This is a genomic window from Duganella sp. Leaf126 (assembly GCF_001423125.1).
Lineage (GTDB): Bacteria > Pseudomonadota > Gammaproteobacteria > Burkholderiales > Burkholderiaceae_D > Rugamonas.
In genome coordinates, this window is the sequence record NZ_LMNW01000003.1 from 127778 (window position 1) to 144813 (window position 17036).

Annotated in this window: 14 protein-coding genes; 5 read left to right on the forward strand and 9 right to left on the reverse strand. The window is 66.2% G+C overall.

Going from position 1 to position 17036, the window contains the following annotated elements:
* Positions 1 to 8 precede the first annotated feature (8 nt).
* From phnE to ASF61_RS04890, 4 genes are read right to left on the reverse strand one after another with little or no spacing between them, the layout of a single operon-like run.
* Positions 9 to 815 (reverse strand): phosphonate ABC transporter, permease protein PhnE, encoded by an 807-nt coding sequence (gene phnE, locus ASF61_RS04875; RefSeq protein ID WP_373994529.1) that lies wholly within the window; start codon positions 813 to 815, stop codon positions 9 to 11.
* Between the two features lie 5 nt (positions 816 to 820).
* Positions 821 to 1684: a PhnE/PtxC family ABC transporter permease gene (locus ASF61_RS04880; protein ID WP_373994530.1), complete on the reverse strand. Its 864-nt coding sequence runs from the start codon at positions 1682 to 1684 to the stop codon at positions 821 to 823.
* The gene (locus ASF61_RS04885) at positions 1681 to 2526 is read right to left on the reverse strand and encodes a phosphonate ABC transporter ATP-binding protein (protein ID WP_056151819.1); all 846 of its coding nucleotides are present in this window, start codon (positions 2524 to 2526) and stop codon (positions 1681 to 1683) included. Before ASF61_RS04885 ends, ASF61_RS04880 begins: the two co-directional genes overlap by 4 nt.
* A 36-nt stretch (positions 2527 to 2562) precedes the next feature.
* Positions 2563 to 3438 carry a putative selenate ABC transporter substrate-binding protein gene (locus ASF61_RS04890; RefSeq protein ID WP_056151824.1) on the reverse strand — a complete coding sequence of 292 codons (876 nt, stop codon included), beginning with the start codon at positions 3436 to 3438 and terminating at the stop codon, positions 2563 to 2565.
* 165 nt (positions 3439 to 3603) lie between these two features.
* Between ASF61_RS04890 and egtD the strand changes: the two genes are divergently transcribed.
* The 3 genes from egtD (at position 3604) to ASF61_RS04905 (ending at position 6549) form a co-directional block, all read left to right on the forward strand.
* Complete coding sequence (egtD, locus tag ASF61_RS04895) at positions 3604 to 4581, forward strand: L-histidine N(alpha)-methyltransferase (protein ID WP_056151827.1); 978 nt, start codon at positions 3604 to 3606, stop codon at positions 4579 to 4581.
* A 21-nt stretch (positions 4582 to 4602) separates the two neighbouring features.
* Complete coding sequence (gene egtB, locus ASF61_RS04900; RefSeq protein ID WP_056151830.1) at positions 4603 to 5823, forward strand: ergothioneine biosynthesis protein EgtB; 1221 nt, start codon at positions 4603 to 4605, stop codon at positions 5821 to 5823.
* Positions 5824 to 5964: 141 nt separating this feature from the next.
* Positions 5965 to 6549 carry a GNAT family N-acetyltransferase gene (locus tag ASF61_RS04905; protein WP_082491209.1) on the forward strand — a complete coding sequence of 195 codons (585 nt, stop codon included), beginning with the start codon at positions 5965 to 5967 and terminating at the stop codon, positions 6547 to 6549.
* A gap of 5 nt (positions 6550 to 6554) precedes the next feature.
* Here ASF61_RS04905 and leuA read toward each other — a convergent pair whose 3' ends face one another.
* Entirely contained in the window at positions 6555 to 8267 is a 1713-nt protein-coding gene (gene leuA, locus ASF61_RS04910) for a 2-isopropylmalate synthase (RefSeq protein ID WP_056151833.1), read from the reverse strand.
* Positions 8268 to 8682: 415 nt separating this feature from the next.
* Positions 8683 to 9729, reverse strand: a complete 1047-nt coding sequence (selD, locus tag ASF61_RS04915; protein ID WP_056151836.1) for a selenide, water dikinase SelD — start codon at positions 9727 to 9729, stop codon at positions 8683 to 8685.
* A 147-nt stretch (positions 9730 to 9876) separates the two neighbouring features.
* Between selD and ASF61_RS04920 the strand changes: the two genes are divergently transcribed.
* Together ASF61_RS04920 and ASF61_RS04925 are read left to right on the forward strand one after the other, a co-directional pair.
* The gene (locus tag ASF61_RS04920; protein WP_162241968.1) at positions 9877 to 10575 is read left to right on the forward strand and encodes a 4Fe-4S dicluster domain-containing protein; all 699 of its coding nucleotides are present in this window, start codon (positions 9877 to 9879) and stop codon (positions 10573 to 10575) included.
* A gap of 1 nt (position 10576) precedes the next feature.
* On the forward strand, positions 10577 to 13210 hold the full coding sequence (locus ASF61_RS04925; RefSeq protein ID WP_056151841.1) for a molybdopterin-dependent oxidoreductase: 2634 nt from the start codon (positions 10577 to 10579) through the stop codon (positions 13208 to 13210).
* Positions 13211 to 13226: 16 nt separating this feature from the next.
* On the opposite strand, the gene ASF61_RS04930 is transcribed toward ASF61_RS04925, so the two are convergent.
* The 3 genes from ASF61_RS04930 to ASF61_RS04940 all read right to left on the reverse strand — a co-directional run bounded on the left by ASF61_RS04930 (position 13227) and on the right by ASF61_RS04940 (position 17026).
* Positions 13227 to 14459, reverse strand: a complete 1233-nt coding sequence (locus ASF61_RS04930) for a malic enzyme-like NAD(P)-binding protein (protein WP_056151844.1) — start codon at positions 14457 to 14459, stop codon at positions 13227 to 13229.
* Between the two features lie 155 nt (positions 14460 to 14614).
* A complete protein-coding gene (locus ASF61_RS04935) occupies positions 14615 to 15910 on the reverse strand; it encodes a Glu/Leu/Phe/Val dehydrogenase (protein ID WP_056151849.1) in 1296 nt (431 codons plus the stop codon).
* A 144-nt stretch (positions 15911 to 16054) separates the two neighbouring features.
* The gene (locus tag ASF61_RS04940) at positions 16055 to 17026 is read right to left on the reverse strand and encodes a LysR family transcriptional regulator (RefSeq protein ID WP_056151852.1); all 972 of its coding nucleotides are present in this window, start codon (positions 17024 to 17026) and stop codon (positions 16055 to 16057) included.
* Positions 17027 to 17036 lie beyond the last annotated feature (10 nt).

Here is a 17036-nt window from a genome sequence, read left to right on the forward strand (position 1 = left end):
GGGCGAACCTAGCGGGTAAGGGCGCGCCGCAGCGCGTAACTGGCGGCGTCCACCACCGCCACCAGCACCAGCATGGCGAGGATGACCGTGGCCGCCTGCTGCATCTGGAACAGCGACAGGTGGTATTTAAGCATTTGTCCGAGGCCGCCGGCGCCCACCACGCCGAGGATGGCGGCCGCGCGGATATTGTTCTCCCAGCGGTACAGCGTGTACGACAGCATTTGCGGCAGCGTTTGCGGCAGCGTGGCGTAGAAGAACGCGGCGGCAGCGCTGGCGCCATTGGTGCGCAGGGCCTGCTCCGGTCCCGGCGCGGCATTTTCCAGCGCATCGGCAAACAGCCGGCCCAGCACCCCGGCCGTGTGCGCGGCCAGCGCCAGCGTGCCGCCGAACGGCCCCAGGCCGGCAGCGATCAGCAGGATGGCCGCCCACACCAGCTCCGGGATCGAGCGCAGCACATTGAGCACGGCGCGCACCAGCGCGCGCGGCGCCCGCCCCAGGCGGCCCGACGCCGGCAGCGACAGCGCCAGCCCGCCGATCACCGCCAGCAGCGTGCCGAGCGCCGACATCGACATGGTTTCCAGCGTGGCCCACGCGGTCTTGACCAGGAACGGCGTGGCCGTTTCCGGCGGGGCGAAGCCGGCCAGCAGTTCGCCGGCGCTGGTGATCGCATCGAGCGTAAAGAAGTCGCGCCACTTGAGCGGCAGCGTGGCGAAGCTGGCCACGACCAGCGCCGCCAGCATCAGCATCAGCGCGATGATGGTCCAGTCGCGCGCCGGCGGCTGCGGCATGCGGGCGGTGTCGGGCAGGTTGGGCATGTGCTTCATCCGAGCCGCCGCCGCAAAATTTTCGAGAACAGGTCCGCCAGCGCCACCAGCGCCACGAACACCAGCAGCATCGACGACACCTCGGCGCCGGCCAGCATCTTCATCGATTCGTCCATGCGCTGCCCGAGGCCGCCCGCGCCGACAAAGCCCATCACCACCGAGCCGCGGATCGCGCACTCCCAGCGGTACACCGTGTACGACATCAGTTCCGATGCCGACTCCGGCAGGGCGCCGTACAGCAGCGCGGCCAGCCGGCTGCTGCCGTTGGTCAGCAGGACATCGGTACCATGGCGGTCGGACGATTCGAGGATTTCGGCATACACCTTGCCCAGCATGCCGCAGTAGGTGAGCGCGATGGCCAGCACGCCGGCCGTCGGGCCGAAGCCGATGATGCGCACGAACAGCAGCGCCCACACCAGCTCCGGCACGCTGCGCAGCAGGATCAGGATCGAGCGCACGCCCTGGCGCAGCAGCCGCGCCGGAAGCCGGGTGCGGCCGGTGCCGAGCGCCGAGATCGACAGGCGGTCGGTGATCACCACGGTGGCAGGAACAGCCACCACCAGCGCCAGCGCCAGGCCGGCGGTGGCGATGGCCACGGTCTGCCAGGTTTCGCGCAGCAGCAGCAGCAGGAATTCGGCGTCGTGGGCGGGCACCAGGAAGTCGGACAGGAAGCGGCCGGTGGCCGTCAGGCTTTGCCAGTCCCACAGTATCCATGGCTTGAATTCGCTCAGCACCAGCATCGGCCACACGATGGCCAACGCCAGCACGCACGCGGCCAGGCGGCCGCGCCAGGCCGGGTCGCGGCGCAGGTGGTCAGGCAGTGCGGACGGCGGCAAGGGCACGGGCACGGGCACGCTCACAGGCAGGCGCCCACGTCGGGTTTGAGCGGCAGCGGCGCCGGTTCGTCGAAGGCCGGTGCTGCAGCGGGCGCAGCGTCGGTTGCCGGCACGCCCTGGTAGAGCGCGGCGATCAGCTGCGGCGTGACCTGTTCGCGCGGCAGGTCGAACACGATGCGGCCAGCGCGCAGCGCGACGATGCGCGGAAAGTGGGCCAGCGCCAGTTCCACCTGGTGCAGGCTGCACACCAGCGTGGCGTTGCGGGCTGCCGCTTCGTCGCGCAGCGTGGTCAGCGTGATTTCGGAGAGCACCGGGTCGAGCGCGGACAGCGGCTCGTCCACCAGCAGCGCCTGCGCCGGCGACAGCAGCAGCCGCGCCAGGCCGCAGCGCTGGCGTTCGCCGCCGGACAGGCGATCCACGCGCGCATACAGTTTATCGCCGAGGTTGAAGCGCGACAGCGCCTGCCAGGCTGCCTGCGGATCGGCCGGTTTGAACAGCGAAGCGAGCGCGCGCCAGATGCTCCATTGCGGCAGCCGCGCGGCCAGCACTGCCGTCACCACGCGCTGGCGCGGCGGCAGCGGCGGCGTCTGCGGCGCCAGGAACAGGCGCGCGCGCAGCTGGTGGCGTGCAGCCTCGCCGAGCGCCCACGGATCCTGGCCGAAGATGGAGAAGGTGCCGGCGGCCGGCTGCTGGGCGCATGCCAGGGTCGCCAGCAAGGTGGTCTTGCCTGCGCCCGAAGGGCCGATCAGGGCCAGTTGCTCCCCCTGCTCGATGGTGAGCGAGAGTTCGCGCAGTGCGGGCAGGGGCGCAGCGTGCGATGCGCCGCGATGGCGCACCGTCAGGTCGTGCAAATGGTAGGTCGGCATGCAGAAAAAACGTCGATGCTGATGGTGACTCGGTGGTTACTTCTTCAGCAGGCCGGCGTTTTGCGCGGCAGCTTCGATGGCGGTGTAGTTCTCGGCCTTGGTGGGGACGAACTTCGAGGCGCGCTGCAGGTCCATGATCACCTTGTCCTGCGGGTTTTTCGGATCGAGCGCCAGGAAGGCGTCGGTCAGCTTTTTCTTGAGGTCCGCGTTCATGTCGCTGCGTACGCTCCAGTTGTAGTCGTAATAGCCGGGCGTGGTGTAGAACACGCGCACCACGGTCGGATCGACCTTCTTCTCGGCCACCAGTTTTTCCCAGACCGAGATATTGAGTGCGCCGGCATCGACCTTGCCGCCGGCAACGGCTGCCACGGTCGCATCGTGGGCGCCGGAAAACGCGATGCGTTTCAGGTCGGTGTCGGGATTGATCTTGGCGGCCAGCAGGTACGAGCGTGGCATCAGGTGGCCCGAGGTGGACGATTCCGAGCCGAAGGTCAGGGTATGGCCTTTCAGGTCTTCCAGACGGTTGATGTCCTTCAGGGTGGTGATGAACACCGAGCGGAATTTCTCATCTTCGGCGCGCTGCACCAGCGGGGTAACCTGGTTCTTGCTGCGCTCCTTGGCTTGCACGAAGGTGAAACCGCCGAACCACACCATGTCCACTTTCCGGTTGATCAGCGCTTCCACCGAGGCGGCGTAATCGGTCACCGGGGTGAACTCCACCTTCATGCCGATTTTCTTTTCCAGGTAATCGCCGAGCGGCTTGAACTTGCGCTGCAGTTCGGTCGGGGCTTCGTCCGGAATCGCGGTCACGCGGAATACGCCGTTGGCCGACTGTGCCTGGGCAAAGGCGGCAGTTGCCAGCAGGCCGGCGGCCAGCACCGATTTGAGGGTGCGCAGGGAAGAAAATGTCATGAGGGTGGCCCTATTGGTGGAGGAAATGAAAAGAACAACATCGGCGCGCGCGTCTATCGTGCGCGCCTTGAAACGATATAACTTCGGCTATGATAACAAAAAGTCGGCTCCCGCCCCACGAGCCTCGTGCATTCTGGCATTCCCTCTAAAGGCTCAGCAATATCCATGCAAACAAACCGACCGGTGCAGCCAGCGCGCGCCCACGGCACCGCCGCCGTCACCGCGGAAATCAGCGCCGGCCTGCTCGCCGCCGAGGCCCATACCTCTCCCAAGTTTCTGTACGATAGTCTCGGCTCGCGCCTGTTCGAAGCGATCTGCGAACTGCCCGAGTACTATCCCACCCGTACCGAGGCGGCCATCTTCGACGCCCATGGCGCAGCCATGGCCGACGATATCGGCACCGGCGCCGCGCTGATCGACCTCGGCGCCGGCAACTGCGCCAAGGCGGCGCGCCTGTTTCCGCTGCTGCAGCCGGCGCAGTACGTGCCGGTCGATATCTCGTGCGATTTCCTGACCGAGTCGGTCACCCGTCTGCAGCAGCGTTTCAAGCACATCGAGATGACGCCGCTGGGCCTCGATTTTTCCGGCGGCTTCGCGCTGCCCGACAGCGTACGCACCAGCCGCCGCCTGTTCTTCTACCCCGGCTCCTCAATCGGCAATTTCTCGCCCGAGCAGGCCATCGCCTTTCTGCGCGGCCTGCGCGCCAATGCCGGCGCCGACGGCGGCCTGCTGATCGGCGTCGATCTGGTCAAGGACAGCGCGGTGCTCGACGCTGCCTACGACGACGCCATCGGCGTCACGGCCGCCTTCAACCTGAACATGCTGCGCCACCTGAACCACCTGGTCGGCGCCGACTTCGATGTGCGCGACTGGCAGCACCGCGCGTTCTTCAACGCCGAGGCCAAAAGAATCGAGATGCACCTCGAGGCGCGCAGCGCGGTCACGGTGCGCTGGAGCGACGGCAGCGCGCCGCGTGCGCGTCACTTCGAGCGCGGCGAATGTATCCACACCGAAGACAGCTACAAGTACACGCGGCAGTCGTTCGTCGGCCTGCTCGAGCAGGCCGGCTTTGCCACCAACCGCGTCTGGACCGACGACAACGGCTGGTTCGCCGTGATCCATGCCCGTGTCATTCCCGATTGAGCCACACCTGAGGAACCCCTGATGGACATGCGCCCGCCGCTTACGATCGATATGCCGCTTGGCACCCGCTACGCCGTGGTGCGCGCCCACACGCTGGCGCTGGCCGCGCCGCTCAGCGACGAAGACTGCGGCGCGCAGTCGATGCCCGATGCCAGTCCGGTCAAGTGGCATATGGCGCATACCACCTGGTTCTTCGAAACCTTCATCCTGGAGCGGATGGAACCCGGTTTCGCGCCATTCCACCCGGCGTTCCGCGTGCTGTTCAATTCCTATTACAACGGCGTGGGCGACAAGCACCCGCGCGCCCAGCGCGGCCTGCTCACGCGGCCGGCCATGGCGCAGGTGCGCGCCTACCGCGACGATGTCGATGCGCGCATGGCGCGCCTGCTGGCGTCGGACCTCGATGCCGGCGCGCGCGCGCAGCTCGAGCAACTGGTCACGCTGGGCCTGCAGCACGAGCAGCAGCACCAGGAACTGATCCTCACCGATGTCAAGCACCTGCTGGCGCAGAGCGCCTTGCTGCCTGCCTATCTCGACGCGCCGCGTGCGGGCGATGCGCCTGCCGCGCCGCTGGACTGGATCGCCTTCGACGGCGGCCTGGCCGATATCGGCCACGCGGGCGAGGGCTTCTGTTTCGATAACGAGCTGCCGCGCCACAAGCAGTACGTGGCGCCGTTCGAGCTGGCCTCGCGCCTGGTCACCAACGGCGAGTACCTGGCCTTCATCGCTGCCGGCGGCTATTTCAATGCCGCGCTGTGGCTGGCCGAGGGCTGGGACTGGGTCCGTACGCAAGGCTTGAAGGCGCCGCTGTACTGGCGCCAGGACGACAGCGCGCAGGGCGCCTGGACCGAATTCACGCTGCACGGCGCGCAGCCGCTGGACCCCGACCGGCCGGTCACCCACCTGTCGCTGTTCGAAGCGGATGCTTACGCGAATTGGGCCGGTGCGCGGCTGCCGACCGAAGCCGAGTGGGAAGTCGCTGCCGCGTCGCCCGCGCTGCAACAGATGTTCGGTCACTGCTGGCAATGGACCAGCAGCAGCTATGCGCCGTATCCGGGCTTCCAGGTCGCACCCGGTGCGCTCGGCGAGTACAACGGCAAATTCATGTTGAACCAGTACGTGCTGCGCGGCTCGTCGTGTGCCACGCCGGAAGGCCACACGCGCGCCACCTATCGCAACTTCTTCCCGGCCGGCGCACGCTGGCAATTCACCGGCTTGCGCCTGGCGCGCCAGCCCAGCTGATCAGCAAGTCAACCGGAATCGGCGTCAAGAGCGGGGCAACGCTCCATCTTTCGCGCCCGTTCGCTTGCTATTGGCAATCAGGTAAATGATAATTTAATCATCTTTTCAATCGCTTTCGATCATTTACTTTTTTTTCTGACCATGCCTATCCATATTCGACGATTGACCCCGGCGGACTCTGCTGCCTTTCAACAGTTGCGCCTGTCCGGCCTGCGCGAAACGCCCACCGCCTTTACCTCCAGCTACGAAGAGGAATGCAATACGCCGCTATCCGTGACGGAAGCATATTTCGCCTCCGAGGCTGGCCGCAACCGCTTCGGCGCGTTCGATGGCGACCGCCTGGTCGGCATGGTGGGCGTGGGCCGCGAATCGCAGATCAAGCTGCGCCACAAGGCTTTTATTCGCGGCATGCAGGTCGATGTGGCGTACCGCGGCACCGGCGTGGGGCGCCAGCTGATGAACCAGGCGATGGAATGCATCGCCACCATGGAGGGGGTGACCAAGGTCACGCTGGCGGTCACGGTCGGTAATGCGGCCGCCATCCACCTGTACGAGTCGATGGGCTTCAAGGTGTACGGCCGCGAGCACTGCGCGCTGATCGTCGATGGCGTGCCGTACGACGATATTCTGATGGATAAAAATCTGGGCACGGAAAAAGACGAGAGCGATGCGCTCTCGTCCGGGACTGCTGCCGGCACGTCGTCCGGCTTCGATCAGACCATCTGATCGCGTCAGGCGGCGAGGGCCTTGGCGGCGTCGGACGCCTTGGGTGCCTGCGCCGCCTCGAGCGCGTTCAGCTGGCGGTTCACTGCGCTGAGCACGGCCTTGAACGAGGCGGTCAGGATGTTGCTGTCGATGGCCGCGCCGAACAGGGTCGGGCCGTTGGCCAGGCGCAGTTCAACGTAGCAGGCCGCCTTGGCGTTGGCGCCCGAGCCGATCGCGTGCTCGTGGTAGTCCATCAGCTTGATGTCGAGGCCCAGCGCATCGACGAACGCATCGATCGGGCCATTGCCGCCGCCCTTGAGCGACACCGCTGCATCGCGGTGGGTCAGGGCGATATCGATCTGCACCGGCTCGTCGCTGGTGGTGTCTTCGACCATCTTGTGGGCGTTGTAGGCGTAGGGCTGGTTCTGCTCGAAGTATTCGCGGCTGAAGATCTCGTAGATGCCCTCGGCAGTGATCTCGAGACCGGTCTGGTCGGCCACGGCCTGCACCGCGCGCGAGAATTCGATCTGCAGGCGGCGCGGCAGCACCAGGCCGTAGTCCTGTTCGAGCAGGTAGGCCATGCCGCCCTTGCCGGACTGGCTGTTGACGCGGATGACGGCGTCGTAGCTGCGGCCGAGGTCGGCCGGGTCGATCGGCAGGTACGGAATTTCCCACAGCGCGCCTTCCTTCTGCTGCGCGAACCCCTTCTTGATCGCATCCTGGTGCGAACCGGAGAAGGCCGTAAACACCAGGTCGCCCACGTACGGGTGGCGCGGGTGCACCGGCAGCTGGTTGCACTCTTCCACGCACTTGCGCACGTCGTCGATGTCCGAGAAGTCGAGGCCCGGATGCACGCCCTGCGTGTACAGGTTCAGCGCCAGCGTGACCAGGTCGACGTTGCCGGTGCGCTCGCCGTTACCGAACAGGCAGCCCTCGACCCGGTCGGCGCCGGCCATCACGGCCAGTTCGGCCGAGGCCACGGCCGTGCCGCGGTCGTTATGCGGGTGTACGCTGATGATCAGCGCGTCGCGCCGCGCCAGCTTGCGCGACATCCATTCGATCTGGTCGGCATAGACATTGGGCGTGCTGCACTCGACCGTCGAGGGCAGGTTGATGATCATCTTCTTGTGCGGGGTCGGTTCCCAGATGGCAGTGACGGCGTCGCAGATATGCTTGGAGAAATCGAGCTCGGTGGTCGAGAACGATTCCGGCGTGTATTCGAAACCCCAGTCGGTCTGCGGGTGCTGCTTGACCAGTTCCTTGACCAGCTGCGTGCCGGTGGTGGCGATATTGGTGATCTCTTCGCGCGACATGCCGAACACCACCTTGCGGAACACCGGCGCCACCGAGTTGTACAGGTGAACGATGGCGCGCTTGGCGCCAGCCGCCGATTCCACGGTGCGGCGTATCAGTTCGTCGCGCGACTGCGTCAGCACGATGATGGTGACATCGTCCGGGATCCGGTTTTCATCGACCAGGCGGCGCACGAAGTCGAAATCGGTCTGCGAAGCGGACGGGAAGCCGACCTCGATTTCCTTGAGCCCCACCTTGATCAGCAGGTCGAAGAAACGCAGCTTTTTCTCGATGCTCATCGGCTCGATCAGCGCCTGGTTGCCGTCGCGCAGGTCGGTGCTCATCCAGATCGGCGGTTTGCTGATGACATTGTTGGGCCATTGACGATCCGACAACTCGATGGCGGGAAAGGCGCGGTACTTGGCGGCTGGGTTCTGCAACATCATGGGGTGCTCCTGGGTCTCAAATTTTGGAAACTGCTGGGTCGGTTGACGCGGTGTGGCGGATGGCTGCCGGGCGGCCACGGAACGCTAGGCCAGGCAACCGGTCGGTAGCTGTAGCAGTAGCTTAGCGAAAAAATCGCCGCTGCGGGATGGAGCATGGATAGCCGGAGTCAACATCGGTGCAAACTTTCCTGGGTGGGGGAGGCGGTGTGGCTTGTGGCCGACACGGGTGCAGCTGGAACGCGAAAAAGACGTTTAAGCGCGTGCAGGTAGGCGCGCTGCTAGCGATAGGGCGCTAGCAAGCGGCAGCAGGAAAGCGGATAGATGCAGATGCGAAGTCATGACCTAAATGTACGAGATTGCCAGCCCCGCTGTCAAGGTTTTGTTAGGCAGGCCCATGTCGCGTCCATGGCGGTCGCTAGGCGACGTGAACGCGCGCTGCGCCGTCCACCATGCGGCCGATGACGGCGGCGTGGGCGAAGCCTTCGCGGGCGAACAGCGCCAGCACCTCGTCGGCGCTGGCGGGGTCGCAGGAGACCAGCAGGCCGCCCGAGGTTTGCGGATCGGTCAACAGGGCGTGGCGGGCGGCCGTGACCGCAGGCGCGAGCTCGACATCCTTGCCGTAGGCTTCCCAGTTGCGCCCCGAGGCGCCGGTGAAGCAGCCGTCGGCCGCCAGCTGCTCGACGCCGGGCAGCAGCGGAATGGCGTCCATGTCCAGCTGCGCGGCGAGACCGGCGCCGCGCGCCAGTTCCAGCAGGTGGCCAAGCAGACCGAAGCCGGTGACGTCGGTCATCGCGTGCACACCGGCCATCCCGGACAGGGCCTGGCCCGGCTTATTGAGCTTGGTGGTGTTGGCGATCATGGCGGCGTAGCCATCCGCATCGAGCCTGTCCTTTTTCAGCGCGGCCGACAGCACGCCCACGCCCAGCGGCTTGCCCAGGATGAGCACATCGCCGGCGCGCGCATCGGCATTGCGCTTGATTTTCGACGGGTGGATCAGGCCCATGACCACCAGGCCGTAGATCGGCTCCACCGAATCGATGGTGTGACCGCCGGCGATCGGAATGCCGGCCTCGGCGCAGATCGATTCGCCGCCCTTGATGATCTGGCCGATCGTCTCGACCGGCAGCTTGTTGATCGGCATGCCGACCAGCGCCAGCGCCATGATCGGCGTGCCGCCCATCGCGTACACGTCGGAGATGGCGTTGGTGGCGGCGATGCGGCCGAAGTCGAACGGATCATCGACGATGGGCATGAAAAAATCGGTGGTGGCGATCAGCGCCTGCTCGTCGTTGAGCTGATAGACGGCAGCGTCATCGGACGTCTCGATACCGACCAGCAGTTGCTTCGGTACCGGGAAGCCATGCGAATTGCGCAGGATCTCGGACAGCACGCCGGGCGCGATCTTGCAGCCGCAGCCGCCGCCGTGCGAAAAGGAAGTCAGTTTGATGGCGTCGTTGCTCATGGATGGTTTCCTCGTAGTCTGGCGTCGGGATGAATGATTGCGCAGATTATCCTCCAAGTTTTGCCGGGCCGCTTGCCGGCGTTACAATCCTGGCATGCCGCATCTGCATCCGCATCCGCATCCGACCAACCATCACCGTCCGCCCGCATGAACAACTCCGCACCAACACCGCGCTGGGGCATGGCCCTGGACCTCGAACGCTGCATCGGCTGCCACGCCTGCTCGGTGGCGTGCAAGGTCGAAAACTCGGTCTCGCTCGGCCACTTCCGCACCAAGGTCTATTACTACGATTACGCGGCCACCAACCCGTTCAACCAGAAGCCGACCACGCGCCGCGCGTTCCTGCCCACGCTGTGCATGCAGTGCGCCGACGCGCCGTGCCTCGAGGCCTGTCCCACCGACGCCATTTCCCGCGGCGCCGACGGCATCGTGCGCATCGCCGAGTCGAATTGCGACCGCAGCCGCGACTGCATCAAGGCCTGTCCGTACGGCGCCATCCACATCGACCCGGTAGCGCAGGTGGCCGACAAGTGCGACTTCTGCAGCCACCGGCTCGACGCTGGCATGGAACCGGCGTGCGTGGAGTCGTGCCCGGCCGGCGTGTTTGCGTTCGGTGACCTGAACCTGCCCGACAGCGCGATCAGCACCTTCCTGGCGCGCCGCCGCACCGAGCTGTCGGTGCTCAAGCCCGAGGAAAAGGCGCTGCCGCAGGTGCAGTACCGCGGCCTGGGCAGCGTGGCGCCACGCGCCATCGAGCGCAAGATCCCGAAAGGCCGCAACCACGACCCCGAGTCCTACGAAGCGGACACCTGGGCCCAGCTTCCCGCCGCCGCGAAAGGACGCTGACATGGACCGCAGAAACTTTGTCAAGAACGGCATGGGCGCCATGGCAGGCCTGGCGCTGGGCGAACTGATTACGCTGGCGCCGGCGGCAGCGCTCAACTATCGCCCGGTCCAGGAGGGCAAGCAGCGCAAGGTGCGCAACGATTATCGCACCGCGCGCCGCACCACCACCGTGTGCCTGAATTGCTCGACCGTGTGCGGCATCGAAGCCTTTGTTGCCGATAACAAGGTGATCAAGATCCGCGGCAATCCGCTCGATCCGAACATGGGCAGCCACATGACGTGCGCCAAGGGCCAGTCGGCGCCCACCATCAACGACTACCCGGAGCGCCTGCTGTACCCGCTCAAGCGCGTTGGCGCGCGCGGTGAAGGATTATGGCAGCGCGTCAGCTGGGACGAGGCCTACGACGACATCGCGGCCCGCATCCGCCGCAGCATCGCCTCGGGCCACCCGGAGCGCGTGGCGCTGCACCAGGGCCGCTCGCGCATCGACGCCGAGATCAACCGCTTCCTGTCGGCGATCGGCTCGCCGGTGCAGCTCAATCACCGCGCCCTGTGCTCGTCGAACAAGCGCGCCGCCAATTACGTGTCGCTGGGCGAGACCGACTGGGAATCGATCGACGCCGAGCGTTGCCGCTACTTCCTCAACTTCGGCGCCAATTTCTACGAGGCGCACCAGGGCGGCCTGCACCTGGTCAGCCGCGTGGTAAAGGCGCGCTTCGACCACGGCGCCAAGCTGGTGACGTTCGACGTGCGGCTGTCCAACACGGCCGGCCGCAGCGACGAGTGGCACCAGCCGTTTCCCGGCACCGAAGGCGCCGTGGCGCTGGCCATGGCCCACGTGATCGTGCGCGACAACCGCATCGACCGCGCCTTCGTCGAGCAGTTCGTGCAACCGGGGCTGGCCACCATCGGCAGCTGGCTGGCGCCGTACACGCCGGCCTGGGCCGCGCGCCAGTCCGGCATTGCCGCCGCCGACATCGAACGGCTGGCGCTGGAGTTTGCCGCCGCGCGGCCGGCTGCCGTCGCCTTCAGCAACCGCGGCACCGGTGCCCACTACAACGGCTTCAATGCCGAGCGCGCGGTGGTGATGCTCAACGCGCTGGTCGGCTCGGTGGGGCGCGAAGGCGGCTACTGCTACGGCCTCGATGACAAGCTGTCGGCCAGCCGCTACCCGCAGCCGCAGCCGGTGCCGCCGGCGCCCACCATCCGCACCGACCTCGAGGACCCGCCCGAGTGGCCGCTGGCCAACCGCTGGCAGAAGATGAAGGTGGGGCAGATTGTCTATGACTACCTGCGCCAGGGCCGCGCCAAGCTCGACGTCTACATCAGTTACACGCTGGCGTCGCCGATGACCTGGCCCGAGGGCCGCTCCACCACGGTGGAGGTGCTCAAGGACGAAAGCCTGATCCCGTTCCACGTCTGCTCGGACATCCTCTACTCGGAAACCGCGCACTACGCGGACCTGATCCTGCCCGACGCCGCCTTCCTCGAACGCTGGGGCCTGGACATCCGCAACAACCTCGAACTCCAGCACTACGTGATGCTGCGCCAGCCCGTGGTGCAGCCGCCGGGCGAGGCGGTCAGCTTTGCCGACAGCCTGTTCGAGATCGGCCGCCGGCTGGGACCGGAGCAGGCCAGATACTTCCAGTTCGGCCGCCACCAAGACTTCGTGCGCATGCAGTGCTCTAAACTGCCCAGCACCGGCCCCGATGGCCGCCAGTTCAAGGACGGTTTCGCGTACATGCAGCACTACGGCGTGCACGTGGACCGCTCCGCACCAAAGACCTTCAACGTCTTTGCGCGGCCGCTCACGGCCAAGGCGCTCGATGGTTCCCGCACCGATGCCGACACCGGCATCGTGTATCGCACCAACGACAAGGGCAAGGAAGTGGCGGTGGGCCTGCTGGCCGGCGGCGTGGCCGTACGCGGTTTTGCCACGCCGTCGCGGCGCTTCGAGATCCACGCGCCCGAGATCACCCAGGTGGCCAGCGCGATGGCCATGCAGGACGACGGCATGCCCGGCTACCGGCAGGTTCCGTCGCACCGCAACCTGCCGGCCGACCGGTTCATCCTGACCTCGTTCAAGTGGAATGTGCATACCCAGGGCCGCACGGCCTCGCAAAAATACCTGTCCGAGATCGTCCACGACAACCCGATGTGGATCAACACCGCCACCGCGCGCAAGCTGCGCCTGAAAAACGGTGACTGGGTCGAGGTGACCACGTACCGGCCTTCGTCGGGCACGGACGCGGACCAGCAGGCCTACCGCGGCACCGGCGCCGTGGTGGGCAGCGCGCGCCTGCGCGTGTTCGTCACGGACGGCATCCATCCGCGCGTGCTGGCGGTGTCGAATTCGCTGGGGTGGATCACGGGCGGGCGCGCGGCCGAAGGGCGCTCGGGGCTGCGCGACCAGGTGGCGCAGCAGGGGCTGGAAGCATCGGCAGCCCAGGCCTATGGCGCGGCGCCGATGCCGGACGACCTCAATGCAGGCGTGTGGTGGGACCGCGCCCGGGGCGGGCGCGGCAATGGCTACAACATCAATGCGATCCTGCCGATCAACCCGCAGCCGCTGGTGGGCATGCAGGCCTGGTTCGACACCGTGTGCTCGCTGCGCAAGGTGGCGGGACCGGCATGAACCGTCGACAGCGGCATCAGAGCAGCGATTCGCCCAGTTCCACCAGGTCGTCGGCGTATTCCGATTCGATCAGCTCCTTGCGGGCCACGCCGCTGCGATACGCTGCAGTGGCGATCTTCGGCGTAACCCCTCGCAGCAGGCGCGGGTCGAGCAGGCCCGGCACCACGTAATCCTTGCCGAAGCGCGCATCGCTGCGCGCCATGTCGGCCAGGGCCACCACGCAGGCGCGCTTCATTTCCTGGTTGATGGTGGACGCGCCGCAGTCGAGCGCCGCGCGGAACAGGTAGGGGAAGCACAGTGCGTTGTTGATCTGGTTCGGGTAGTCCGAGCGGCCGGTGGCGATGATGGCGTCGGGCGCCACTTCGCGCACCAGTTCCGGGCGCAGTTCCGGTTCCGGGTTGGCCAGCGTGAAGACGATCGGGTGCGCGTTCATGGCGACGATATCGGCCTGCGTCAGCACGCCGGGGCCGGACACGCCGAGGAACACGTCGGCGCCTTCCATCACCTGCGACAGCGTGGTCAGTGGCGTGTCGCGCGCCCATGCAGCTTTTTCGCCGTCGAGCGGACGCACGGTGGACAGCACGCCCTTGCTGTCGCAGACGAAGATGTTGTGCTTCTGCGCGCCCAGGTCCACCAGCAGTTCCAGGCAGGCCACGGCGGCGGCGCCGGCGCCCGAGCACACGATCTTGACGGTGGCGATATCGCGGCCGGTCATCTCGATCGCGTTCAGCATGCCGGCGCCGACCACGATGGCGGTGCCGTGCTGGTCGTCGTGAAACACGGGAATCGGCAGGCGTTCGCGCAACTTGCGTTCGATGTAGAAGCACTCGGGGGCCTTGATGTCTTCGAGGTTGATGCCGCCGAAGGTCGGGTGCAGCGCGGCGATGATCTCCACCAGCTTGTCGGGATCGGTCTCGTCGATTTCGATGTCGAAGGCGTCGATGCCGGCGAACTTCTTGAACAGCACCACTTTGCCTTCCATGACCGGCTTGCCGGCCAGCGCGCCGATGTTGCCGAGACCCAGCACGGCCGAGCCGTTGGTGATCACGCCGACCAGGTTGCGCTTGGCCGTGTACTCGTAGGCCTTGGCCGGCTCGCGCGCGATTTCCATGCATGGGGCGGCCACGCCCGGCGAATAGGCCAGCGCCAGGTCTTCCTGGGTGGCGACGCTCTTGGTCACTTCGATGGCAAGTTTGCCGGCGCGGCCGGCACGGTGATAGGCCAGTGCCTTCTGTTCGATGGTGCTCATGATTTCCTTATCGTGTATGGACTACTTATAGTTTTTAGACTGCGATTTTTAAAGCAAAAAACGCCTGCACGGGCGTGAACCGGTGCAGGCGCGGGGCAGGGCTGTTCGTACTTGTTCGTTACTTGAGCGTTACTTGACCGTTACTTGTCCGTACATCAGGGATAGAGACCGCGTACTTCGCGGGCCTGCAGCACCCGCGTGCAGGCAAGGATGAAGGTCGCGGTGCGCAGCGTTACCTTCTTCTCCTGCGCCACGGACCACACGGACTTGAAGGCGTCCTGCATGATGTGCGTCAGGCGGGCGTTGATCTCGTCCTCGCTCCAGAAGAAGCTCGAGAAGTCCTGTACCCATTCGAAGTATGACACAGTTACGCCGCCGGCGTTCGCCAGCACGTCGGGCACGATCAGTACATCCTTGTCGGTCAGGATGTCGTCCGCTTCCGGCGTGGTAGGGCCGTTGGCGCCTTCGAGGATGATCTTGGTGCGGATGCGCGGCGCATTGTCGGCCGTGATCTGCTGCTCGAGCGCGGCCGGAATCAGGATGTCCGATTCGATGCCCCAGAACGCGTCGCGGTCGAGCAACGCTTCGGCGCCGGGGAAGCCGCTGACACTGCCCGCTTCGGCCACGTGCTTGTGCAGCTGGGCGATATCGAGACCGCCCTCGTTGACCACGGTGCCGGTGTGGTCCTGCACCGCGACCACCCTGGCGCCGGCGTCGGCAAACATGGTGGCAGCCACGCCGCCCACGTTGCCGAAGCCCTGGATGGCGACCCGCGCACCGTCGATCGCCACGCCGCGCTGGGCGGCTGCCTCGCGGCCCACCACGAACACGCCGCGACCGGTCGCTTCGCGCCGGCCCAGCGAACCGCCGAGCGAGATAGGCTTGCCGGTCACCACGCCGGTCGAGAGGTTCCCTTCGATCATGGCGTACGAGTCCATCATCCACGCCATGACCTGTTCATTGGTGTTGACGTCGGGCGCCGGGATATCCTTGTTCGGTCCGATGATCAGGCTGATTTCGCTGGTGTAGCGGCGCGTCAGGCGCTGCAGCTCGCCGCGCGACAGGGTCTTGGGATCGACGCGGATGCCGCCCTTGGCGCCGCCGTAGGGCACGTTGACGGCTGCATTTTTTACCGTCATCCAGGCCGACAGCGCCATCACTTCCGACAGCGTCACATCCTGGTGGAAGCGCACGCCGCCCTTGCCCGGGCCGCGCGACATATTGTGCTGCACGCGGTAGCCCTCGTAGTGGGCGATGCTGCCGTCGTCACGCTCGATCGGCACGTCCACGGTCAGGATGCGCTTGGGGCGCTTCAGGGTTTCCACCCAGCGCGACAGCGCGCCGAGGTGCGGCGTGACGCGGTCGATCTGCTGCAGATAGACACCCCAGGGACCGAGATCGTCGGGATTGAGGTAGGAAGGCAAGGCGTGCTGCGGGTGCGCGGTGGTCATGCGGGTGCTCCTGTCAATTGGTCTTGTGGGAACGGTGCGGGTGGCGTTGTTCCAGTGCAGCCAATCATAGGACTGCCGCCCAGGCGCGGCCAATGCCGAGTGCGCATCCGGTTATGCAAAAGATGCATAGTTGCGCTATTTTTACTACCTTTCTGAAACCGGTGCGCGGCGCGGCGACCGCCGGTCCTGCTGGTCCTGCTGGCGCTGCGCGAGGAACGCCCACAGCCGCCCGACGATGGACTTGCCGCGCCGCTGGGCCGTCGGCTTTTCTCGGTACAGGCGGATTTCCATGTCGATCTCCCAGTCGGCGCTGTGGTTGTCGGCGCGCGCCAGCAGCTTCTGCTTGAGTTCGCGCACGACGGCCGACTCGGGCAGGAAGGCGATGCCGCGGCCTTCCAGCGCCATCATCTTGAGGCCTTCGGCCATGTCGGTTTCGTAGTGCGGCTCCAGGTGCAGCGGCGGCCTGGCGTCGCCGAGGATCAGTTCCACCATGCGGCCCAGGTAGGCGTTGTTGGTGTAGGACAGAAATGGCAGCGGCGCCTTGCGGGTGCCGGGCAGCACGAACTCGGGCACGCGGTTCTTGTCGCAGCGCGCGTAGGCGCGCAGCGATTCGCGGCCCAGCACCAGCATGTCGTAGCGCGACGGGTCGAGCTGCACCGGCTGGCGCGGATGGTGGTAGCACAGCAGCAGGTCGCAGCCGCCTTCCACCAGCTGCAGCACGGCGTCGTGGACGTTGACCGCCATCAGGCGGCTGTTGATCGGCGCAAACTCGGTTTCCAGCGCGGTCAGCCACTTGGGCACGAAGGTCAGCGACAGCGTGTGCGGCACGGCCAGGTCGATGCTGTTCTGCGCCGCCGCGCGCTTGGAGCGCAGCATGTCGCGCGCGCCGTTGATCTGCGCCAGCATCTCGAGCGCCTGCTCGTAGAACACGATGCCGGCCGGGGTCAGGCGTGTCGGGTACGACGTGCGGTCCACCAGGTCGGTGCCGAGCCAGTTTTCCAGCGACTGGATGCGGCGCGAGAACGCCGGCTGCGTCACGTGGCGCAGCGCCGCCGAGCGGCTGAAGTTACTGGTCTCGGCCAGCGAGATGAAGTCTTCCAGCCATTTGGTTTCCATGACGATGTTC